At 51.0% G+C, this 21,649-nt stretch carries 24 protein-coding genes and 1 pseudogene; 8 read left to right on the top strand and 17 right to left on the bottom strand.

Annotated features, from left to right (window positions below):
• Window positions 1-95: 95 nt before the first annotated feature.
• The 6 genes from NQ490_RS00505 to NQ490_RS00530 are packed head-to-tail and all read right to left on the bottom strand — an operon-like array spanning window position 96 to window position 4,037.
• Window positions 96-899 (bottom strand): pseudouridine synthase, encoded by an 804-nt coding sequence (locus tag NQ490_RS00505; protein WP_007046824.1) that lies wholly within the window; start codon window positions 897-899, stop codon window positions 96-98.
• Between the two features lie 9 nt (window positions 900-908).
• Window positions 909-1,301: a GerW family sporulation protein gene (ytfJ, locus tag NQ490_RS00510; protein ID WP_007046825.1), complete on the bottom strand. Its 393-nt coding sequence runs from the start codon at window positions 1,299-1,301 to the stop codon at window positions 909-911.
• Window positions 1,302-1,337: 36 nt separating this feature from the next.
• Window positions 1,338-2,057: a hypothetical protein gene (locus tag NQ490_RS00515; RefSeq protein WP_147644669.1), complete on the bottom strand. Its 720-nt coding sequence runs from the start codon at window positions 2,055-2,057 to the stop codon at window positions 1,338-1,340.
• 15 nt (window positions 2,058-2,072) lie between these two features.
• Window positions 2,073-2,648, bottom strand: coding sequence for an SMC-Scp complex subunit ScpB (scpB, locus tag NQ490_RS00520; protein WP_007046827.1), 576 nt, complete (start codon window positions 2,646-2,648; stop codon window positions 2,073-2,075).
• Window positions 2,641-3,372, bottom strand: coding sequence for a segregation and condensation protein A (locus NQ490_RS00525; RefSeq protein WP_007046828.1), 732 nt, complete (start codon window positions 3,370-3,372; stop codon window positions 2,641-2,643). Before NQ490_RS00525 ends, scpB begins: the two co-directional genes overlap by 8 nt.
• Before the next feature lie 2 nt (window positions 3,373-3,374).
• Window positions 3,375-4,037, bottom strand: coding sequence for a site-2 protease family protein (locus NQ490_RS00530; protein ID WP_407084114.1), 663 nt, complete (start codon window positions 4,035-4,037; stop codon window positions 3,375-3,377).
• A gap of 206 nt (window positions 4,038-4,243) precedes the next feature.
• Here NQ490_RS00530 and rpmB point away from each other — a divergent pair, with 206 nt between their 5' ends.
• From rpmB to NQ490_RS00545, 3 genes are all read left to right on the top strand, one after another.
• Window positions 4,244-4,432, top strand: coding sequence for a 50S ribosomal protein L28 (gene rpmB / locus NQ490_RS00535; protein ID WP_040917667.1), 189 nt, complete (start codon window positions 4,244-4,246; stop codon window positions 4,430-4,432).
• 74 nt (window positions 4,433-4,506) lie between these two features.
• Window positions 4,507-4,680, top strand: a complete 174-nt coding sequence (locus NQ490_RS00540; protein WP_187118509.1) for a DUF4250 domain-containing protein — start codon at window positions 4,507-4,509, stop codon at window positions 4,678-4,680.
• A gap of 33 nt (window positions 4,681-4,713) precedes the next feature.
• Window positions 4,714-5,907 (top strand): ATP-grasp domain-containing protein, encoded by a 1,194-nt coding sequence (locus NQ490_RS00545; protein ID WP_040917670.1) that lies wholly within the window; start codon window positions 4,714-4,716, stop codon window positions 5,905-5,907.
• Window positions 5,908-5,973: 66 nt separating this feature from the next.
• Here NQ490_RS00545 and NQ490_RS00550 read toward each other — a convergent pair whose 3' ends face one another.
• The 4 genes from NQ490_RS00550 to NQ490_RS00565 are packed head-to-tail and all read right to left on the bottom strand — an operon-like array spanning window position 5,974 to window position 10,278.
• Complete coding sequence (locus tag NQ490_RS00550) at window positions 5,974-7,482, bottom strand: DUF6056 family protein (protein WP_007046833.1); 1,509 nt, start codon at window positions 7,480-7,482, stop codon at window positions 5,974-5,976.
• A 26-nt stretch (window positions 7,483-7,508) separates the two neighbouring features.
• The gene (locus tag NQ490_RS00555) at window positions 7,509-8,270 is read right to left on the bottom strand and encodes an esterase family protein (protein ID WP_007046834.1); all 762 of its coding nucleotides are present in this window, start codon (window positions 8,268-8,270) and stop codon (window positions 7,509-7,511) included.
• A 12-nt stretch (window positions 8,271-8,282) separates the two neighbouring features.
• Window positions 8,283-9,119: a YdcF family protein gene (locus NQ490_RS00560; protein WP_084759117.1), complete on the bottom strand. Its 837-nt coding sequence runs from the start codon at window positions 9,117-9,119 to the stop codon at window positions 8,283-8,285.
• Window positions 9,103-10,278: a phosphopentomutase gene (locus tag NQ490_RS00565; RefSeq protein ID WP_007046836.1), complete on the bottom strand. Its 1,176-nt coding sequence runs from the start codon at window positions 10,276-10,278 to the stop codon at window positions 9,103-9,105. Before NQ490_RS00565 ends, NQ490_RS00560 begins: the two co-directional genes overlap by 17 nt.
• Before the next feature lie 244 nt (window positions 10,279-10,522).
• Here NQ490_RS00565 and pyk point away from each other — a divergent pair, with 244 nt between their 5' ends.
• The 4 genes and pseudogenes from pyk to NQ490_RS00585 all read left to right on the top strand — a co-directional run.
• Window positions 10,523-12,268, top strand: a complete 1,746-nt coding sequence (pyk, locus tag NQ490_RS00570) for a pyruvate kinase (protein WP_007046838.1) — start codon at window positions 10,523-10,525, stop codon at window positions 12,266-12,268.
• 10 nt (window positions 12,269-12,278) lie between these two features.
• Window positions 12,279-12,740 carry an S-ribosylhomocysteine lyase gene (locus tag NQ490_RS00575; RefSeq protein ID WP_007046839.1) on the top strand — a complete coding sequence of 154 codons (462 nt, stop codon included), beginning with the start codon at window positions 12,279-12,281 and terminating at the stop codon, window positions 12,738-12,740.
• Between the two features lie 100 nt (window positions 12,741-12,840).
• Window positions 12,841-13,194 (top strand): transposase, encoded by a 354-nt coding sequence (locus tag NQ490_RS00580; protein ID WP_007046840.1) that lies wholly within the window; start codon window positions 12,841-12,843, stop codon window positions 13,192-13,194.
• Window positions 13,185-14,033 (top strand): annotated as a pseudogene (locus tag NQ490_RS00585) (IS3 family transposase); the annotation flags it as partial. The gene NQ490_RS00580 and the pseudogene NQ490_RS00585, both read left to right, overlap by 10 nt.
• Before the next feature lie 117 nt (window positions 14,034-14,150).
• On the opposite strand, the gene pta reads toward NQ490_RS00585, so the two are convergent.
• The 4 genes from pta to NQ490_RS00605 form a co-directional block, all read right to left on the bottom strand.
• A complete protein-coding gene (gene pta, locus NQ490_RS00590; RefSeq protein WP_040917673.1) occupies window positions 14,151-15,116 on the bottom strand; it encodes a phosphate acetyltransferase in 966 nt (321 codons plus the stop codon).
• 434 nt (window positions 15,117-15,550) lie between these two features.
• The gene (locus NQ490_RS00595) at window positions 15,551-15,817 is read right to left on the bottom strand and encodes a DUF1294 domain-containing protein (protein ID WP_007046845.1); all 267 of its coding nucleotides are present in this window, start codon (window positions 15,815-15,817) and stop codon (window positions 15,551-15,553) included.
• A gap of 46 nt (window positions 15,818-15,863) precedes the next feature.
• A complete protein-coding gene (locus tag NQ490_RS00600) occupies window positions 15,864-16,205 on the bottom strand; it encodes a hypothetical protein (RefSeq protein WP_147644670.1) in 342 nt (113 codons plus the stop codon).
• 925 nt (window positions 16,206-17,130) lie between these two features.
• Entirely contained in the window at window positions 17,131-17,385 is a 255-nt protein-coding gene (locus NQ490_RS00605) for an ATP-binding protein (RefSeq protein WP_007046849.1), read from the bottom strand.
• Window positions 17,386-17,693: 308 nt separating this feature from the next.
• On the opposite strand from NQ490_RS00605, the gene NQ490_RS00610 reads away from it, so the two are divergent.
• A complete protein-coding gene (locus NQ490_RS00610) occupies window positions 17,694-18,248 on the top strand; it encodes a 6-carboxytetrahydropterin synthase (protein ID WP_007046850.1) in 555 nt (184 codons plus the stop codon).
• A 170-nt stretch (window positions 18,249-18,418) separates the two neighbouring features.
• Here NQ490_RS00610 and NQ490_RS00615 read toward each other — a convergent pair whose 3' ends face one another.
• From NQ490_RS00615 to NQ490_RS00625, 3 genes are all read right to left on the bottom strand, one after another.
• On the bottom strand, window positions 18,419-20,197 hold the full coding sequence (locus NQ490_RS00615; RefSeq protein WP_040918073.1) for a GmrSD restriction endonuclease domain-containing protein: 1,779 nt from the start codon (window positions 20,195-20,197) through the stop codon (window positions 18,419-18,421).
• 404 nt (window positions 20,198-20,601) lie between these two features.
• Complete coding sequence (locus tag NQ490_RS00620) at window positions 20,602-21,276, bottom strand: hypothetical protein (protein WP_259951347.1); 675 nt, start codon at window positions 21,274-21,276, stop codon at window positions 20,602-20,604.
• Window positions 21,273-21,560 (bottom strand): hypothetical protein, encoded by a 288-nt coding sequence (locus NQ490_RS00625; RefSeq protein ID WP_259951348.1) that lies wholly within the window; start codon window positions 21,558-21,560, stop codon window positions 21,273-21,275. The genes NQ490_RS00620 and NQ490_RS00625 overlap by 4 nt, the downstream gene beginning before the upstream one ends.
• Window positions 21,561-21,649 lie beyond the last annotated feature (89 nt).

Genomic DNA, 21,649 nt, shown 5'->3' on the forward strand with positions numbered 1-21,649 from the left:
TATACTACTTTGTGTAAAATTCCACAAGTAGAAACGATTCAGTTTTTCTGGATTTTTTATTCTTTTTTCGTATTTTCCGCAGCATTTTGTGCGGTTCAATCCTTTTTGCGAGGCAACGGGCCGGGTCTACGCGGCGCATTTTCTTCCCGAACCGGCGCAGAACGAGTGTTTTTCTGTGCCGCATTGCGCAAAGCACTGACCTCCGACTTTTTCAGTTCGCGGTACTCGCCGGGCTGCAGCATTCCCAATTTGACGGGGCCCTCCGCACTGCGTTTGAGACGTACCACCTGAAGTCCCACCGCCGAACACATCCGGCGAATCTGGCGATTGCGCCCTTCATGAAGCGTGATTTCCAGAACCGTGCGTCCCGGTTCGTCTGTTACCACATGAATGACACAGGGCTGAGTCCGTACGCCGTCGTCAAGTACCACGCCGGATGCCATCTGCACAACCTGCTCCTCGGTGGCCCGCGGATTGACCGTCACACGGTACAGCTTACCGACGCCACCCGAAGGATGCGTCAGCAGGTTGATGAAGGCGCCATCATCGGTCATCAGCAGAAGGCCTTCGCTGTCCTTGTCAAGACGTCCCACCGGACGCAGCATGGCCGGCACATCTGCCACAAGATCCATCACCGTTTTCCGTCCCCGGTCATCGGAACGAGTCGTCAGGTAACCGCGCGGCTTGTGCAGCATGATATAGGTATACTGGCGTTTGCGCACAATGCGCACATTCTTGCCGTCAATCGAGACCTTATCATAATCCGGGTCCATTTTATCCCCCAGGCCGACCGGACGTCCGTTGACCTTGACTTTGCCCGCCGCAATCAGCCGTTCCGCTTCGCGGCGGGAGCAGATTCCCTGATCTGCCAGCACCTTTTGAATTCGTTGTTCTGCCATGCTTACTCCTTATGCTTCGGACGAAGACGCTTCGTCCTTGTCCTTTTTGATCATGGCCGTAATCTTCTCCACAAGATCCGGCAACGCGGCAATGGCGTTATCCACTGCCGTCACTTTTTCAATCAGCTGTACCGTGCGCACATTCCCGCCCGAAATAACCAGAAATGCCACAGGTGTTACCGAAACCCCGGCACCGGTCCCGCCGCCAAACATCTGCTTGTCGGATTTGGGCGCCACATCAGAGCCGCCTGACGCAAACCCAAAGGTGACACGAGACACCGGAATAATGGTTGTAGCGCCATCCACACGGATGGGATCTCCGATAATTGTGCTGGTGTCCACCATTTCGCGAATCTTGTCGATGGTAACGCCCATAAGACCTTGAATCGGATGTTCTGCCATAATAAACTCCTCCCAAGAATAGGTTTTATGAATGAATCAGATCTTTTGTGGTTCAGGTTGTGTTTGCGGCTGAAGCAGCGGGTCTTTCCAGACACGATACAGAAGATGCAGCATCAAAATGGCGCTGGCTGACACCGTGCAGGCAATTTTTCGTTCGGCACGGCGATTACCGGTAAAATCCGGTTCCAGCCACAGGCGGTCACTTTGCAGACGAACCGTTTGCTGCACCAACGCAATCGCTGTGTTCAGGGCCGCCATTTCTGCACCGTAGGCAATGGCCGTCTTAGCCGCATCCCCGCAGGTTACGGTCCAGAAGACATCCGCATGTCGGATGCTCATTTTAAAAATCGAATGCCGATGCAGCCACCGCATATGCCCCAGTACACAATCCGCCAAAGCTTTCGGGTTATCTTCCAGAAGCAAAATCATTCGCTCCAGCCGTCCCATAGCGCCGGACGGAAGTTCTTCTTCCTCTTCTTCCTGCGACGGTTCCGGCGGCACGACTTCCTCTTTTGCGGCGGGCGGCGCCGGTGCTTCAGTGGCCGTTTCTTTCGGGACGTCCACTATTTTTCCTTGCTTCGGCCGGTGCATCCGATGAGACCAGACCGTACGGCGAAACGGACCGTAAACCGCCGACACCCGGAACCGATCCGGCCGATATTCCAACGCAAACCCCAACGGCAGGAGCAACGCCACAACCGCCAACACCACAAGGATCACCAGCAGAACCGCCAGAATTTTCAGCACCGCAAGCAATACAGGCATTGGCACTCACTTCCATTCCAGCTGTTCAGCTTCGTCGTCACGATTTTCTTCCTGCACGGTTCCTCCGGCCTCATCATGCAGCGGCGGCAGATCGTTGAGACTTCCCAATCCAAACACGCGCAAGAACGTATCCGTCACCTGAAACGCCACCGGCTTTCCGGGCAAATCCAATCGTCCCGCTTCCTCGATCAAACCTTTTTCCAGCAGTTTCGTCACAGTGGAGGAGGAATCCACTCCGCGCACCTGCTCGATGAAACTGCGAGACACCGGCTGATTGTAGGCAATGACCGACAACACTTCCAGCGCAGCCGGCGAAAGCGGCGCATTACGCCGGGTATCCAGTATTCGTTTGACCATTTCCCCGTAATAAGGGCGGGTTGTCATCTGCCAGCGGTCCGGTTCGAACCGCAGCAAAGCCAGTCCGCTTTCCTGCTCATCGTAACGCTTTTGAAGCCGTTCCAACAGTTCCTGCGCTTCCCCGACAGACAGGCGCAGCGCATCCGCCAGTCGCTCTGTTTCCACCGGTTCCGCATGAGCGAACAGCATCGCCTCCAATGCACCGATATGCTGTGCTTCATTCATGGGCTGTGCCCTCCTTTCGTCTGTGATGGCTACGGTCCAGATCCAATGTTCCGTTATCCTCTACGCGGATACGCCCTGCACGAATCAATTCCAGCAGCGCCAGAAAAGTGGCCACATTGGTACTGCGGCTTTCCTCCCGGCTGAACAGCTGATTCATCTTGCGCAGACTCCCGCGCAGCAAGCCGCGCAGCATATGAGATACTCGGCTGGCCACCGAAACAAACGGTGCCGTCACCAACGGCTCAAAGCGTTCCTGCGTGGGCTTGCGTTTTCGAAGGCTGCGGCCCATCAAATTAAACCACGCCTGCACCAAAAGGTTGGGATCATGACGGCGTGTATATTCAGCCGCCCCCACCAGCGGCATCGGTTCCCGTACCGCTGTATACAGGTCCCTGGCGCGGCTGCCGAGCTGGGCAGCCACCTCCTTGCAGGCGCTGTATTCGATCAGCCTTCCGGTCAATTCCGCTTTCATGCGCTCCGCTTCCGGACTGCGCGGCAACAGCAAGGCGCTCTTCATCTGCACCAGATGAGCTGCCATATCAATGAACTCGCTGGATACATCCATGCGGTTCTGTTGCAGCGTACGGATGGCCGTTGTATATTGGTCGATCAACTCCATGATGTTCACATCATAGAGATTCATCTTGTTCTTCCCCACCAGATACAGCAGAAGATCCAGCGGTCCTTCAAAATCTTCCAGTTTGAATGTCAGTGTTTCCTGCAAAGTTACCCCCAGAGCATATCTACAAAGCCCGTTGCGTCCACCATGCGATCCCAAAGAAAATCCACCGTAACGGAAAGCGGCAGATTGAGAATGCCTAAAAACACAAGCAGCAGAACCACAAGCATAATCTGACGTTCATACCGCATGGCCTTGAAATACAGACGCTGCGGCAAAAACAGTAAGGCGATACGGCTTCCGTCGAACGGCGGGATCGGAATCAGGTTGAACACCGCCAGACTCAGATTCATGGCCACCATATAATAAAAGAAAATGCTCACAGCAGGCACTTTTCCTCCCAGGCCGCTGTAAACAACGCATTTATATAGAATCATGGAAAACCAGGCCAGCAAAAAATTGCTGACAGGGCCGGCTGCCGCCGATACAGCCATTCCGACTTTCGGATTTTTATAGTTTCGCACATCGATGCCAACCGGTTTTGCCCACCCCACACCGCCAATGAGCATGCAAAGCGCTCCCAGCGGATCAAAATGGCGCATAGGATTGAGCGACAGCCGCCCTGCGCGAACGGCTGTATCGTCTCCCAGCCAGTGACTGACAAGCGCATGGGCAGCCTCATGAAACGGGATGGCGATCAGCACAACAAGAGCCCGCAGCAGATAGAGTGCAATCTCATACGGCGAAAGCAAGCCGTTCAAAGGAAACACCACCCCATGGAAAGAATCACTTTATTATATCGTACAAAATGGCGCAAAACAAGTCCTGTACCGCCAGTGGGAGAAGGGTTTTGCCCCGAATTCTCCCAAAAGGACGATTTTACAAAAAAACTTCAACTTTTTTGTGCAAAGGGCTTGCATTTCCGGGAAATATTCGCTATAATTGTAAAGCTATTGAAAAGGAGGTGCAAGCAATTATGGCCAAATGTTCTTGCTGTGGCAAGGGTGTCACGTTCGGTATCAAGGTTTCCCATTCTCATCGTCGGAGCAACCGTACCTGGAATCCCAATGTCAAGCGCGTGAAGGCGATCGTGGACGGTTCCCCGAAGTATATCTACGCCTGCACCCGCTGCCTGCGCTCTGGTAAAGTTACCCGCGCGGTCTGATTGGAAAGAAAAATTGCCGGTCACTTCGCGTGACCGGCTTTTTCTCTTTTCAGAGATTGTAAAGGAGTTTGCTTATGCCGCCCCGTGACCCTATCATTTTACTAAGCTACGTCAACACCAAACTGCGTGACCGTGATGCCAGTCTGGCAATTTTCTGCGAGGAAGAGGAAGCCGATGAAGCTTCTTTGCGTGCGGCCCTTGCAGAAGTGGGATACGAATACGATCCCGCGCGTAATCAGTTTGTTTGATCGCGCTTTGTGAGAGAGGAAGTACAACAACCCATGAATTTTGTTTTCGTCAGCCCGCATTTTCCCAAAACCTACTGGAATTTTTGCGAGCGCTTGCGCCGCAACGGTGTCAATGTACTGGGCATCGGCGACGCCCCCTTCGACGAGATCCCCCACGAATTGAAAGATTGCCTGACCGAATACTATCGTGTGAACAATCTGGGCAACTACGACGAAATGGTACGTGCTGTCGGTTACTTTACATTCCATTACGGAAAGATCGACTGGCTGGAATCCAACAACGAGTACTGGCTGGAAATGGATGCCCAGCTGCGCACCGATTTCAACATCACCACCGGTGCGCAAAACGATTTTATCGAACGCATCAAGTTCAAAAGCAAAATGAAAGACAGCTATCGCGCAGCAGGGGTACCTGTTGCGCGTTATCACATGGTGCATACCATCGAAGCCGCTCGTGAATTCATCCGCACAGTCGGGTATCCCGTTATTGTGAAACCGGACAACGGCTGTGGCGCAGAAGCCACCTACAAACTGAAAAACGACGAGGACCTGCAGGCGTTCTTTTCCAAACTGCCCACCATCCCTTATATTATGGAAGAGTACATCGACGGCACCATCGTAAGTTTTGACGGTGTGGCAGATTCCCATTGTGTACCGCTGTTTTATACTTCCAATGTGTTCCCCACGCCTTTGCTGGACATCGTCAGCCAGAAAGGCGATCTTGCCTACTGGACACAGAAGTCGGTACCTGCTGCACTGAAGGACGTAGGCTTTCGTACCATCAAAGCCTTTGGAGCCAAAAGCCGTTTTTTCCACTGTGAATTTTTCCAGCTGAAAAACGACAAACCAGGGCTGGGCCGCAAAGGGGATTATGTGGCGCTGGAGGTCAACATGCGCCCCGCCGGCGGTTACACCCCGGATATGATCAATTACGCAAACTCAGTAGACTGCTATCAGATTTGGGCAGATATGGTCTGCTACGACGAAGTACGGAATCTGGATCTGAATGGCCCCAAATTCTATTGCGTATATGCCTCCCGCCGAGACTGCCACACTTACAAACATTCTCATGAACAGATCATGGCTCGCTATGGCGGCCGCATGAAAATGTGCGACGAACTGCCCCCCGCTCTTCGCCTGGATATGGGCGATCGGATGTATACCGTCAATCTGCGCACAAGCAGCGAACGGGACGCCTTCATCCGTTATGTACAGGAACGAACCTGACGCCTTGAGCCAAACAAAATCACACCCCACGGAGAACTGTGTTCTCCGCGGGGTGTAGTTTTATGATTATTCTTTTTCCGGCACAATCACAACGGATTCCTTGTCATAGTAAGGAGTCAGGCCCCACAGATCAGGCCCCACCGAGACATCTGTATAATACAAAAGCCACGGGCACTCCCCTTCTCCAAGAGGCGTGATTTCAGCATTTTTCAGGGAGGGATCCTTCAAAATAGCCTCTCGCTCATCCAGCGCGTCTGCAAAAGCGGCAGCCTCCCCGCTGGCCAATTCATAAGCAGCCTCCAGACTGGTAGCGAAATGATTGTCCTGTCCCTCCTTGACGGTATGGCTGCCAATGCAGGCCATACAGGCCAACAAAACAACCGAAACCCGCGGGAGTACATGGTGGTACTTTTGCAGAAAATACTCTGCCGGCGCCAGGGAAATCATCCGCACACGTTCGATCCAGCCGAACAGCAAAAACTCGGAAACCGCAAGTCCCAGTATAAAAGTCATCCATACGACGTTCAGCAACCGTCCGGCACCGATCCCCCCCATGGTATAGGACGGCAGAAAAATCATAGCCCACATCAGCACAAACGCCCCCGCCGGACCTGCCCAGGGATGTCGGAACAACCGGTCCGGCACACAGGTGCTTTTCGCCAGGCGATGCATGGGAAGCGCCAGCAGGACCAGCAAACACAAAAGCGGCACGTCCAGCCACCGGATCCACTCCATAGCGGCTAAAACGAAGCTTTTTACAAATGCCTCCAGCAAGCCTGCCTGGGCAAACCCCTCGGTGCGGACCCTCGTCCCGGGGGCAGTCACATTGAAAACCAGTCCGGCAACGGATGCTGCCAACGCCGGACAAAGCCAGAGATTCCGGCAGCGCAGGCACAACGCTGTCAGGAAAAGCAGCACCAGAAGATTCAGTTCCCCGACAACCTGATGGCCTCCGCCAATCACCAAGCCGATAACAACTCCCGCAGCCGCAAACAGGACACGACGATCGAAAGAAAGTCGCTCCGGCTCCAAAAGCGTGATTGCAAGCCCCGTATTGAGAACTGCAACCGAAAAATACGGCAGATAATTCATGGCGCCGTTAAACCAGTAAAGACCTTCTACCGGCGACGGCATTCCTTCTACAAACGCAAACAGAAGTAAAACCGCCAACGCCAGCGGAAGGCGTTTCTGTGCCGGTTCCAGACGATGGACAATGAGTTTGGCGCAGCCATATAAACACAGAAACAATGGTACAAGAACGCATAGAAAAGTCAGTCCATACCACCGATTTCCAAAAATAGCGGGCTGCAGTGCCAATACAAAACCGGAGACATACAGGCCCTGCCAGTTCTGAAAGAAGTAGACCGTTGTCTCCCACGCAGCCGCCAGCAAACGCGGCCAGCTGGCACCATACTGCTGTACCACAGCATGCGTCCGTGCCGCATAGACGTAATCATCCGCAGAGGGACGGGCATAAAATGCCAGAACCGCCGCAGGCAGCAACAGAATCACGACCAGCAGGACGAACCGACGGAGCCAGCGTTTCTGAGCCACTGCATCATGCCAAAAATCCATAAGAAATTCCTTGATCTTTCAGGCCGTCACGGGTTGCCCAGTGTCATCTGGAGGAAATAGGTCCACTGCTTTTCCCACCAGGGCCAGTCATGGGACACATCGGTTCCCCAGATATCCACAATGGGATGAATATCCTTGCTTTCCAGAATGGACTGCAATTCCTTCGTGGAGGCCAGCAGATCCCCTTCCCAGGCGCCCTGTCCACAACACATGATGAACTTATCCGCCTGGGCATAGAGCTTTTTATAAGGATGATCGTCAGGGAAATTGCGCATGTAGTCGCAGGGAGAATTGCGATATACCAGGTCATCCATATAATCACCGAAGAACATCCGGGAAGAATACAGGCCACTGAGCGCGATCGTGCCATTATACAGATCCGGACGGCGCAGATAGAAGTTTACCGCATGACCGGCGCCCATACTGGCACCACCGACCAGCACACGACCGGTGTGGTCTTCTCCCTGTTCCCGATTGATTTGCAGAATTCGCGGTGTCAGTTCCTCGCACACATAGTTATACCAGCGTTCCTGCATCTCGATGCGCGGGCGCTCCGGACCATGGTTGTCCCAGCTTTCCGGGTCAATACTGTCTGCGGTAAAGATCTGCAGCTTCCCGCTGTCGATCCACGGCGCGGCCAAATCGCACATATGGCGGTCTTCCCAATCATAAAAGCGACCGCTTTGGCACGGGAAAATGATGATCGGCCGGCCGGCATGACCGTAGGCCTTGAATTCCATAAAACGGTCCAGATAACGACTATACTCCTTATAATAGCGGATCTGCATGGCAGTTCCCTCCTATTGATAAAAAAATCGTTTATTCAAATCCAAAAATCCCACCAGCGCATGCATCGGCCCGCTGGCGGATGTTTTGAATACCCAATAATACGCCAGCGCCAATGCCTCCCGCAGGTAGCACGGAATCACACTGCGCCAGGGTGTGGCGGCCGGCAGAGCCGTCACTGTCGTAAATCCAGCCCGCTCCGCATAGTGCCCGGCTCGATAGCAGTGAAAAGCGTTGGACACATATACGATGGGCGTAGATTCATCATAACCACGTTGGCGCAGAATCTCAAGAGAAAACGCAAAGTTTTCTTCTGTAGATGTAGACGCATTTTCTGCGACAATCTGTTCCGGGTCCAGCCCTTTTGCAATCAGATACTCCCGCATAGCCTGACCTTCCGGTATCCACTCATCACGCCCCTGCCCACCGCTCGTAATGACCAGCACATCGGGATGTGCCGCCGCATAGGCATAGGCCTTGTCCAGGCGGTATCGAAGCAATGTACTGGGTTTGTCGCGCCGCAGCCCGGCCCCCAGTACGATGACGACCTTTTCCTGTCCCGTGGGAGGGTTGGTATAGCCGCTGACTGCAACAAACCCGATCAGCAATGCATAGAGAATGCCGCCAACAACCAACCCCCACCAAACAACACGCCCCAGTCCAGGCGCATGAAGCCATGCGTGCAGCGGTTTGTGCCAGATTGCATAAACTGTGACCACCGCTGCCAGAAGCCACACCATCAGGTTTCCCATATTGAAATTGCTGGTGAACACCAGACCGATGGAATATATTACCAGCGCCGCCGCCAGCAGATACAGCAGAGTCAAGGGCATCTTATTTAGAAATTTCATCGTACACGCCGCATCCGGCCGGGCAATAGGGAACGTTCAAACTCCGGCAGACCGTATCCGCGATGGTGGCAAAGCTATACCGCGTATGCAGATTGATTCCTCCCTGAATCTCGTCGCCGCAGATCAGGAACGGCACATACTCCCGGGTATGATCGGTGGTTTTGGTATAGCTGGGGTCGCAGCCATGGTCGGCTGTCACCATCAGGATATCCCCCGGGCGCATCTTTGCCCTGAAACGCGGCAGCCAATCGTTAAATTCCGCCGCCGCAGCAGCATAACCAGCCACATCCCGGCGATGTCCGTACAGCATATCAAAGTCCACAAGATTCACAAAGGCCAGGCCTTCAAAGTCCCTGTCAGCCAGCTCCAGCGTTACCTGCAGGCCTTCGGTATTCCCGCTGGTGCGGATGGTTTCCCCTACACCTTTGCCTGCAAAAATATCATGGATCTTGCCAACACCGATTGTTGCTTTGCCAGCCGCCTGCAAGGCATCCAGCATGGTATCGTTTGGCGGAACCAGGCTGTAGTCATGACGGCGGGCAGTCCGCGTAAAGTTGGCAGCGCAGTCACCGACAAAGGGCCGTGCAATCACGCGGCCCACTCCGTATTTTCCCACCAGCAGCTCACGGGCCTGCTCACAGATCTGATACAGCTTTTCCACCGGCACAATAGCCTCGTTGGCCGCAATCTGGAACACACTGTCTGCCGAGGTATAAACGATCAGCGCGCCGGTCTTTGCGTGTTCTTCCCCATAATCCCGGATCACTTCTGTTCCAGAATAGGGCTTGTTGCACAGCACCTTATACCCGGTTTTGGCGGTGAAAGCGTCCAGCAGTTCCTGGGGAAAACCGTCCGGAAAAGTCGGCAAAGGCTCTGCACTGAGCAAGCCGGCTATTTCCCAATGTCCGATCGTCGTATCTTTGCCAGCACTGGCCTCTCGAAGGCGGGCAAAACTGCCTGCGGGATGCTCCACAGGCGTGCCGCAGGTTACGCCATCCAGATTGAACAGCCCCAGTTCTGCCAGGTGTTCTCCCTTGAAATCGGGATGTGCCGCAATCGCCGCCAGTGTATTGGTTCCTGCATCGCCGAACTGTGCGGCATCAGGTTCTGCCCCCACACCAAAGCTGTCCAGCACAATGAGAAAGACTCGTTTTGCCATAGTATAATCTCCTGTCTGCAAAATAGGAAAGGCTACAATACGCCATTGTTGTTTTACATTATACCCGATAGCGGCAAAAATGTAAAATGTTTCATGATTTTTTCTAACAAAGCGTTTGCCGTATCAGCAGAAGCGGTAAAATGCGAGTAAAAAAGACGAGGAGGACTTGTCTATCCGCCGGAAATTGTAGTATAATAACGCCGTATAGTGTTTATGAATAAAGAATCCATGGAGGCATTTGTATATGCGTAAAACAAAGATCGTTTGCACGATGGGCCCTTCCACCGACAAGCCCGGCATTCTGCGCCAGCTGCTTGAAAACGGTATGGATGTCGCCCGTTTTAATTTTTCCCACGGTGATTATGAGGAGCACAAAGGACGCCTGGATGCGCTGCGTGCCCTGACGGCCGAGATGGATCTGCCGGTCGCTGCCATGCTGGACACCAAAGGTCCCGAAATCCGTCTTGGCGTTTTTGCCAATGGTTCCGAGAATCTGAGCGCCGGGCAGAAATTCACTCTCACCACCCGGGAGCTGGAAGGCACCAACGAGATTTGTTCCGTCACCTACAAGGACCTCCCTCACGATGTAACCCCCGGCGGCCGTATCATGCTGGACGACGGCCTGATCGAGCTGACGATTGATTCTGTAGAGGACACTGAGATTCATTGCACCGTTCAGAATGACGGCGTCATCAAGACCAAGAAGGGCGTCAACGTCCCCGGCGTCCATCTTTCCATGCCGTATATGAGCCAGCGCGACCGCAACGATATCCTCTTCGGCATCGAGCAGGGATTTGACCTGATTTCTGCCAGCTTTACCCGCAACGCACAGGACATCATGGAGATCCGTCACCTGCTGGACGAGCACGACTGCACGATGCGCATCATTGCCAAGATCGAAAACCAGGAGGGCATCGATAACATTGACGAAATTCTGACGGTCGCCGACGGCATCATGGTTGCTCGCGGAGACATGGGCGTCGAGATCGATTTTGCCGAGATCCCCGCCATTCAGAAACATCTGATTGATCGCGCCATGAGCGCCGGCAAGATCTGCATCACGGCGACTCAGATGCTGGATTCCATGATCGTCAATCCCCGTCCCACCCGTGCCGAGATCACCGACGTGGCCAATGCCATTTACGACGGCACTGGTGCGGTTATGCTTTCCGGTGAGACCGCTGCCGGCAAATACCCGGTGGAGGCCCTGAAAGCCATGGCCACCATTGCCGAGACCACCGAGGCCGATTCCAGCTTTGACAGCCTCGTCCACCATGCGGGCAATCAGGATTCCCACCTGACGATCGGCGCCGCTGTAGGCCACGCCGCCTGCACCACTGCCAGCGACATTGGTGCTTCTGCCATTATTTCCGCTTCCAAGAGCGGCGAAACCGCCCGTCTGCTGAGCCGTTTCCGTCCCGATACGCAGATTATCGCCTGTGTTCTCGATGAGCGCACCCGCCGTCAGATGAACATCTACCGCGGCGTCACACCGCTTTTGATGGAGTACGCCAACTCCACCGACGAGCTGATCAGCATGTCGGTAGCTGCGGCTGAAAAGGCAGACCTGATTCATTCCGGTGACCTGGTAGTCGTAACGGCTGGTGTTCCGGTGGGCGTCTCCGGCACCACCAATATGATCAAGATCCACCTGGTCGGCAATACCCTGCTGGCTGGTGTCGGTATCGGTCAGCACAACGCCAAGGGCGAGGTCTGCGTCTGCCGCAGTGCTGCCGAGGCCGCCAAGAAATTCAAGCCCGGCCAGATTCTGGTTCTCCCCTTCACCACCAACGCGGCTCTGCCCTTTATGCGCGATGCTGCTGGCATCATCACCGAAGAGGCCGGCACCAACAGCCATTCCGCCATTGTCGGTCTGACGCTGGACAAGGCAGTGATCGTCGGCGCCACCAACGCCACCCGTACTTTGAAGGACGGCATGATGATTTCGATGGACTGCTCCCGCGGTGTCGTGCAGGTCATGCCGGAGTGAGGTGAACAGGATGGAACGCATTGCCAGTTTTTGTGTAGACCATACCAAGCTGCTGCCGGGGATGTACCTTTCCCGCCAGGATGGCCCCAACGGTGAAATCCGTACCTGGGATATCCGCATGAAGCGTCCCAACCAGGGTCAATATCTTTCCTCTGCGGCGGCCCATACTCTGGAGCACTTGTTTGCCACCTACGCACGCAACAGCAAATACAGCGAGGGCGTTGTCTACGTGGGCCCCATGGGTTGTCTGACTGGATTTTATCTGCTGACCACCGGTCTGTCCGATGCCGAAGCGTTGGATCTGGTGCGCAGTGCCTTCCTTTGGATGGCCAGCTACGAGGGCGAAATTCCCGGCGCATCTGCCGTGGAATGCGGCAATTACCTGCTGATGGATCCGATTGCTGCCCGTGCAGAAGCTGCGGCTATGCTTCCCATTCTGAATGCCCTGGATGCCGATCATCTGCGGTATTGATTCGCTCTGAATTATAAAAAAATCCCGGAACAGCAATTATGAACTGCACCCCATTTGTTAGACAGTATGGTATACTGAATAACAAGTGGGGTGCTTTGCTATGCCAAAAGGAATACCAAACAAACGATACACACCTGAATTCAAGAAGCTAGTGATCGAGACCATGCTGGAGGAAAAGCTGAGTTACAGTGAAACAGCGCGACGGTTCGATATAAGCGATCATCATAGCATCCAGAATTGGGAACGCATCTATTTGACCGAAGGCGCGGAAGGCTTTGCGGTGGAACGACACGTCAGGAAGCGCAAAGGGAACCCGAAAAAGCAACTGCCAAAACAAGTGGAAGAGGATTTGCTTGCTGAGGTACAACGGCTGCGGGCAGAGAACGAGTACTTAAAAAACTTGCAAGCCTTGGTTTTGGAGAGAGCGCGACGCCAGGGGAAAAAGCCCAGGTAGTCCAAAAGCTGAGGCCGAGATATCCCTTGTGGCTTCTGCTTGAAATCGCTCACTTACCTCGTGCTACTTTCTATTACCATCTGAAGCGAATGGGAAAACCAGATAAATACGCAGAAGCAAAAGCAGAAATTTCCTCCATTTACCACGAAAACAAAGGCCGGTATGGTTACCGACGTATCACCGCGGCATTACACAACAAGGAGATATATCTGAACCACAAGACGGTGCAGCGACTCATGAAGGAGTTGGGGTTGGTTTGCCGTGTCAGAGTCAAAAAATATCGCTCTTACAAAGGGGAAGTGGGGCGGATCGCACCCAATCTGTTGAACAGAAACTTCCATGCGGAAAGACCGAACCAGAAGCGGGTTACGGATGTGACTGAGTTCAGCCTGTTTGGCCAGAAGCTCTATCTTTCTCCCATTCTGGATCTGCACAACGGGTATTGGGTGAGCTATGCCATCTCTGAACGACCGGTTTTGAGCATGGTAACAACGATGCTTACCAAAACTTTTTCAACCATACCAGATGGGACAGGTCTCATTCTTCACTCCGACCAGGGCTGGCAATACCAGCATAAGCAGTACCAGCGTATGTTCAACGCAAAAGGCATTCGGCAAAGTATGAGCCGCAAAGGAAACTGCCTGGACAATGCAGTAGCAGAAAACTTCTTCGGCCTGCTCAAGAGTGAATTGCTTTATCTGCAAAAGTTCCACTCCATGCAATACTTCAAACAAGAGCTTATTGACTATCTGGACTACTACAATAACCGACGGATTAAGGCAAAGCTAAAGGGCCTGCCACCTGCGGTTCACAGACAACAAGCCCTTTCGGTTGCTTGAACAATTTTTATTTGAAATTATTGTCTAACTTTTTGGGGTCACTTCACAATTATGCCGTTCCGGGATTTTTATGCAAAAGAGCGTCCGGCGCACCGGACGCTCTTTTTATGTACAAAATCAGATGAGCGCTGCCGTAATGAGAGCCATCTTATAGACTTCCTCTGCATTGCAGCCACGGGACAGATCATTGATCGGTGCATTCAGCCCCTGCAGGATAGGGCCGTACGCCTCAAAGCCACCCAAACGCTGGGCAATCTTATACCCGATGTTGCCGGCATTGATGTTGGGGAAGATAAAGGTGTTGGCATAGCCGGCCACCTGGGACCCCGGCGCCTTCAGCTGGCCGACTTCAGGCGCCACAGCGGCATCAAACTGCAGTTCGCCGTCCACTTTCAGTTCCGGATGGGCCTCCTGGACGCGGATCGTTGCATTGCGCATCTTATCCACCGTTTCGCCCTTACCAGAGCCTTTGGTGGAGTAGGACAGCAGTGCCACACGCGGATCGATGCCGAAGATCTGCGCTGTGTGAGCCGTCTCCACCGTAGACTCCACAATTTCGTCCTCACTGGGATCGATGTTGATTGCACAGTCACCCATGGCGATGCTTTCTTCACCGCGCATGAGAATAAAGCAAGAGCTAACAGACTTGATACCAGGCTTGCACTTGATCAGCTGCAGCGCCGGACGCACAGTATCCGCCGTAGAATAGGTGGCACCGCCCAGCAGGCAGTCCGCCTTGCCCATCTTGACCAGCATAGTGCCAAAATAATTGGATTTGGAAAGCGCCGCACGGCACTGCTCTTCGGTCATCTTGCCCTTGCGGAGCTCAACCATCTTGGCTACCATTTCATCAAAGCCTTCGTAAGCAGCCGGATTCAGGATTTCTGCGCCGGTGATGTCGAAGCCCGCATCTGCAGCTGCTTTGCGAACCGCATCGGGCTCGCCCAGCAGGATTACGCGCAGTGTCTTTCCTGCCAGCAGACGGCTGGCAGCCGACAAAATCCGTGCATCCGTCCCCTCCGTAAAGACAATGGACTTGGACTCTGCGCGCAGCTTGGCTTCAAAATTCTCAAAAATGGACATACAAAAAACTACCTCCATATCATTTACCGCAGAAATATTGACTATAATATCCTCTGCTTGACACTTACAGAACTATTATAACATCGTTTTTACAATTTGCAAAGAATATGCACGATTTCACTACAGATTGCGCAAGAAATATGCGAAACCGCAAGATACTTCACAAAGTTAATAAAATGTCAAAATTGGTTTGGTATTTTTTTGTCAATTTCCACATGGAGGTTCCCAGCCGTATGAACGGTAAAACGCAGCAATATCTGCATCATTTCGCACAACAACAGCCTGCTGCAGTCGGCCTGTATGTGAGTCCCAGAAACCAATCATCGTTTCCCCGGTACAGACACTGCTTTGTGTCCTGATATCATCTGCCGTCATACCCGCCGGGGGCATACGACGCGGCGTCTTTCCCTTTTTCCTCCAATAATTCCAGAACATCAGAACCAGCTCCCGACCCAGATTCCTACCACGATCTGCACTGCCAGAATCAGCGGCATACCGATGACAAAATACCAATGCTTCGTCTTATGATGCCACAGATACATTCCCAGAATGGCGCCTAGACTGCCCCCCAGCAATGCCGCAGCGAACAAGGTGCGCTCCGGTATACGCCATTCATGTTTTTGGGCACGGTGTTTATCCACACCCATCAATCCCCATGCGACCAGATTGATAAGCACAAAATATAAAATCAGTATTTTCATACCTGCATTATACCCTGCCGCCGGGACGCTTGTCCAGTGGAAGGTTTCAGGGTTCCAAAGGCTGGATTTCCTGATAGTTAGGCATTCCACCCAAAAAGTCTTCCTCGCGGATCAGGCCAGCGCGGTGCGTAAAAGTCAAGTTCTGGGCAGGCAGTCCATCCGGGTCTATATTTTCGATCGTGTGTGCCTGTTCTTCAAATATCGCCAACAATGCATTTTCCATTTTTCCCAGAATACGCATCGGCTTTTCAGAAGCATTACTGATGTATTGTAGAGGAATTTCCTGCAACACACCACTATCAGGCTCCAGAGAATAGCGCTTGACCAGATTTCTCCCCCAGAGACCGTATACCGTGAGCAGTATCCTTTCCCCCAGCATTTGCTCCATATAAATAATCATATCATCGGTGGACCGGGGAGATAGAATCTCTTCCGGCCAATCAACGGCACCCTCTCCGGAACTGCCATCCCCAGTTCAACAGATTCTGCTCCACTCCGGTATTCACAGAAAGAAGATAGACCCGACGGTCCGTTACCATTGCATCCATTGCAGCCTGATACCGTTCTTCCTCCTGCCGAACCTCCGATTACCGCCATCCGCAAGACAAATTTGATCTGCCTCCACACCGACCTGATCGTCCGACTCTATGTAAACCAGTGTTCCGTCCCGCAAGGCATACACAAAGTAAATATTTTCCCCTCCCCAGAACTGGCCATACAGGTTTCCGTATCTAATCCCTGTAAGCATTCAGACTTTCATCCAAATCTTCCCGTCCCTTGTCCGCACTGACCGAATAAAACGTTACAAGGCCGGTCTTTTCCTGCAAAGTAACCTGGATCCTTTCTCCTGCTCGGCCCTCATGATCCGGCGCCCAATAGATTGCGCTGTAGAACCATTGAGACGAGCGCGGACGCGGACCAGACCCGCAAGGAACTGGTGGACCGAACGGAAACACTGACGACAGCCGGGGTCTTGTCCCGAGCTGAGGCGGAGCGGGCACGCGAGATTTTGGGATAGCCAAGCGCACAGACCGGCAGCAAGCTGGGAAATGGGTTGTATTTGTCAGAAAGCGATTTTGATACAAGGCATTTTCCTGCCCTTTCTCGCTGGGTATTCCCTGTTGTACGGCCCGTACTCTTCCCATTTCCCCAGCCACCGATCACTCGCCTTGCCGTACAGATATGGAAGAGATTGAAAGAACACACAAAACGCGACCATCAAACCGAACCGCAGATGAGCCCATGGTTATCGTGTCATCCTTAATCCTCCTGCAGTGAAATCGATTTGGTCGTCCCCCGTCCAAGTCGGCTTTCTATCTGCAAATCCGTATTATGATCTGCTCACAGGTGGTAAGTCCCAGACCGCTGCCGCCAGCCTCCCGTGAGCGGCTTTTGTCAATCCGGTAAAACGGCTCCTTGATTTTTTCCACTTTCTCTTCCGATATACCGGATCCGCAGTCGGTAACCTCGATGTGTATTTTTCTCCGGTCGCCCTGACTCCAGATGCGGATACCGTTTCCGCCTGTGTCGGCCGCCGCGTTCAGAACCAGGTTGCGAAGCAGCGTCACAAGAGTGCTTTATCGGCCAGTATAGATATTTATTCTTATTTGTTATTTACACAATTTACTCGCCTTTATTATTTTTGCCCTATGCAAGCACATTTTGCCAATATTGCACTATAAACATTTTTAGGATATAATCTTAAATATAGATTCACCTCACTTTTAGATTTCTTTAAATCTCATATATTTTAAGACTGTTTTTTCATCGTACACAGTGATTTCATTCCTGGATCCTCTTCCCGTTTTTCAGATCTTTTTGTTACTGGCACTGCGGAGTCTCTCTCCGTAAATATAAAAATAAAGGAGCAAACACCATGAGAAGCATTACAAAACTCGATCTTCAGTACGCACACCGTTTTTACGGTTTTCGCGGAGAAGCGCAGTACCTTCACGGCCACACTGGTGTGTTAACCATCGAAGTGGAGGACACCATCAATCCCGGCGTCAACATGGCATTTCCCTGTAATGAAATCCAGAAAACTGCCTGGAACGTCTTGAAGAACTTTGATCATGCGCTGATTTTGCGGGAAGACGACCCTCTGCTGCCGGCTGTTCTTGCCGTCTATGAAAAGCAGGGTATCAAAGACGGGGACCCCAACAACATTATGAAAGGCCCTGCCTTCCATACGGATCTCGCTACCGCCTACCCGGACTGCCGCCTGGTCGTCACCAAGGAAACACTGACCGTGGAAGGCATGATCAAAATCGTATATGATCTGCTCAAAGATCAGCTGAACATCGTTAAGTTGACGTTCACAAGTGGCGTCAACGCAGCATCCCAGGAATACGAATCTCGTCTGCACCTGGATCGCTGCCCTCTTTGCGGCATTGCACTGGATGAAAACGGTGTATGTCCCAAGTGCGGCTAATATCATATCCTGCGCTCCAAAAGGGTGTCACTTTTCGTTACACCCTATGTTTCTAGAATCAGGGCTGTATTTTTGCATCTCCCACAAAAGCACCTAACGAACCCATAGCCACAGAATATGGTTCTGTATTTCATGTTGGTTGGCACTGGTTCCCACAAGTAAAAGTAGGCTTAATTCAACTGTGCTCCAAACATTTGTTGCACTTCATCGGAATTTTTTCCTGATATTGTTCTACCAGTAGCCGCTTCAATTGCACATAACAGTTTTTTGGCTCGATCAATCATAAAATCCTGGAACTTATTATTCCTAAGTAGATTGTGGTCGATCCAGTGCGTCTCTACATAGCTATCCAAATCGGACGGTAATACAGAACCTTTCTTTTCAAGCTTTCCAAGATAAGCGGACGGTGCAACGCCGCCTATTTCACGATTGCTGCTTGCAGAAATTGGTGTCTTGTTCACAATGCTGTTCCATTTGTTCTTGTCATAGCCTTGCCCTATACAGTAATCCTTCGGAAAGATATGATGAATGTCGATTTTCTCGTTTGAGTATGTTGAGAAGTCCATCTCCGCACCAGAGATAAAATCGCGGGCGTGGTTCTTAAGAATCAAAGCCATAATGCCCTTGTACGCCGCCGACTGCCTGGACTGCAAACTGAGAAGGCGCGTCGGATTGAAAAAGAAATCCGTGATGGTCTTTGGAAGATCACCGCCATCTGTAATCCACTTGATAACCTGCGTTATATCGTTTGCATACCTTGTCTCATTTGCCGAACCGTACAACTCACCGAAAACGCCGCACCAATACCATTGTTTTACCATATTTTTGACAGTGGTAGTGTAAATCTTGTTCCCATCCATCAAAACAGTGCAAATGGCTGCAAGAGGAATCAGCTGTGTACTATATGGAAGGTCACGACTTGAGAATATCCGTTCTTCCTGCAACAGCTTATCTGCAATAGAAAACCCCATACAAAGGTCGTCTGCGTACTTTTTATATGATGTCAGCTTTAACGCTAGCACATCCTTCTTCTTGCAGCTCACAGTTCCCCCAGATTTAAACGAAGATAAAAGCGTAAGAGTGGTTAGGAAGTCTGTAGCCGTTACAATATCCAGCAAATCTCCTGAGAAATACTTCTCCTTTCGATCTTTCCAATCCTCGCGCAGCGGGAAATCGTCCATAGCAAAAATTGCGGTGACAAGTTCAAAAACCGTTAAAGAAACGCCGCCAGTATTCACGTTTTCAAAAACCTGACACACTGCCTCTTTCGGAGTCTCTTTGTCTAGCAGAATGACCGGCATAGCGTACCTTTGTGTTGGCATAATTACTTTTGAGAAAAGTTCCGTGAACTTCTGAATAATCACTGGATCATAATTGTAATAGGCATAATATTCATTTTGCCATCCCTGTTCCTCGCCGGAGTTCAGAATGATGTTAAGGGGAAACATCTTCATACGGAATTCATCCTGCCTGGTTGAAAGATCTATTTCGATCCTCCTACCAAAATCAGATGTAACCTGTCTCGTTGCAGGAACCGAGATTACAATTTCCTCATCATCGGCACTTGGATCGAGTGCCTTTTCGATGTTCAGATAATAATATCTGTCTATCTCTTTGCCTTTATCTGTTTTTGTATGGACGGGCTTCTTGCTGTACAGGGCATTGTAAAGGGAAGTCAATCTTTGCTGCCCATCAAGAATAAGCTCATCTGGTTCTGCGTTGGGAGCAGCATCTGAGCCCTCAATCGGTTTATGCTTGAAATGGATGCTTTCATTTCCGTATTCCAGAAACATCGCTGCACCAACCGGAAAATTGTGAATCACGCTCAAGATTAAAGCCTTAATACGGTCATCATCCCATACCCAACCTCTTTGAAAATCAGGTAACTGTGCTGCACCGGTGTCCACAGCTTTCATCAAATCAGTAAGCGGTCTATCATTCGTTTTCATGAACTGCCTCCCACAACTCATCCTTTGAACAATCCATCAATCAACCACGTGATTGTACAGCGCTTTTTGCTCATTCTATCTAATTGCATTATTTTCTTACATTATAAGTCAAGGCAATTCATAAAACAAGAATGTATAGTTCCAGTAAATGCTGAATGGAAAGGTAACCTTGTACCTTTCCATTCAGCACTTTGCTTCGCCGTTACCGCCGCACCCTGACGGCAAAACCCTCTATAAAAAAGTAGTTGTTGGTATAACGACCTGCTCGTGGCTGAGCTTAGTAAGAGGCTCCTTACAGATAAAGATCTAGCATAATAAATAGTTGCTTTTGGGAGCCCCGCATCTGTCGAAAACCCACTCTACACGAAGCAAATTCCATATCGCATTCTCATGCATCGATTTAACTAAATGTGTTGGTCGTATGGTACTATTTTAATATGGTCCTTATCGAGAAATCGGATAAGCTGTGCATCTTTTATCAATTCATGCCAGGCTTGTATATATTGATCAGAAATTTTTTCGGCTTCCTCTTTGAATTGAACAAACATTTTTTCCGGATCATCCGCAAGGGCTATAGTATCTGCATTCCCATCTGCGACTTTATAAATAAACCACTTCGACATATCAGCGGGCGCCTGTATAATATTTTCCGGATAGGTGTCCACAATGTCCTTGATTTTCTTCTTAGCGTTTAGCACCGCATATTCAGCAAACATCCAGAAATTCCGATAGATACGAATAGTGGCCGCTACAAATTCCGCCAGACTTTTTGTAAGGGACAATCTTGGCGTATCTTTGAAAAGGTCTTCGCACGTTGCAATCGCCTGGATCATCTGCTCTTTTACTGCTTTATTGTGGTTAAAATGCGGTTTTCCCAAAATGTTGATAAGATCGAAATAGTATATATTTTCTGAACTGTTTACAGGCAAATGGCCGTGTTGGGCATAATCTCGCAGACGAATCAATAGTTTATAGGAAAACACCGTATCATAAATTTTGCTAACCATTGCCGAGTAACTACTTCGATTTTCGTCTGTCAGGCATTTCAAATCAGTAAAATTTTTCATGGATTCGATCATCGTTTTTCCAGCGCTGATAATATTCGTTGTATAGGCATTGATCGCGATGTAGTCCTCTTTGCCGGAAATTGATCGCGGAAAACTTTTCCATCGCTCATAAGCGTGTAGTTTTTCCATATTTGCTCTGTTTGAAACTTAAAGACCAAGAACAAATTGTGTATTTCTTGCAAATGACGAATGCAATCTACACAAAGTTCCATCGTGGCCAGGTCATTGTTTTCTAGCTCAGCACACTCTATTTCTATCGAATCTTTCCCAAGGAAAAAAGTTTTTTCTGTATCCACAACGATTTTCCTCCCTGATTACTATATAAAAATGCCGCTAAGTCCTTGAGGACTTAGCGGCATGACATTACAGCCACACCCTTACGGCA

This window comes from Subdoligranulum variabile, assembly GCF_025152575.1.
Classification (GTDB): Bacteria; Bacillota; Clostridia; order Oscillospirales; family Ruminococcaceae; genus Gemmiger; species Gemmiger variabilis.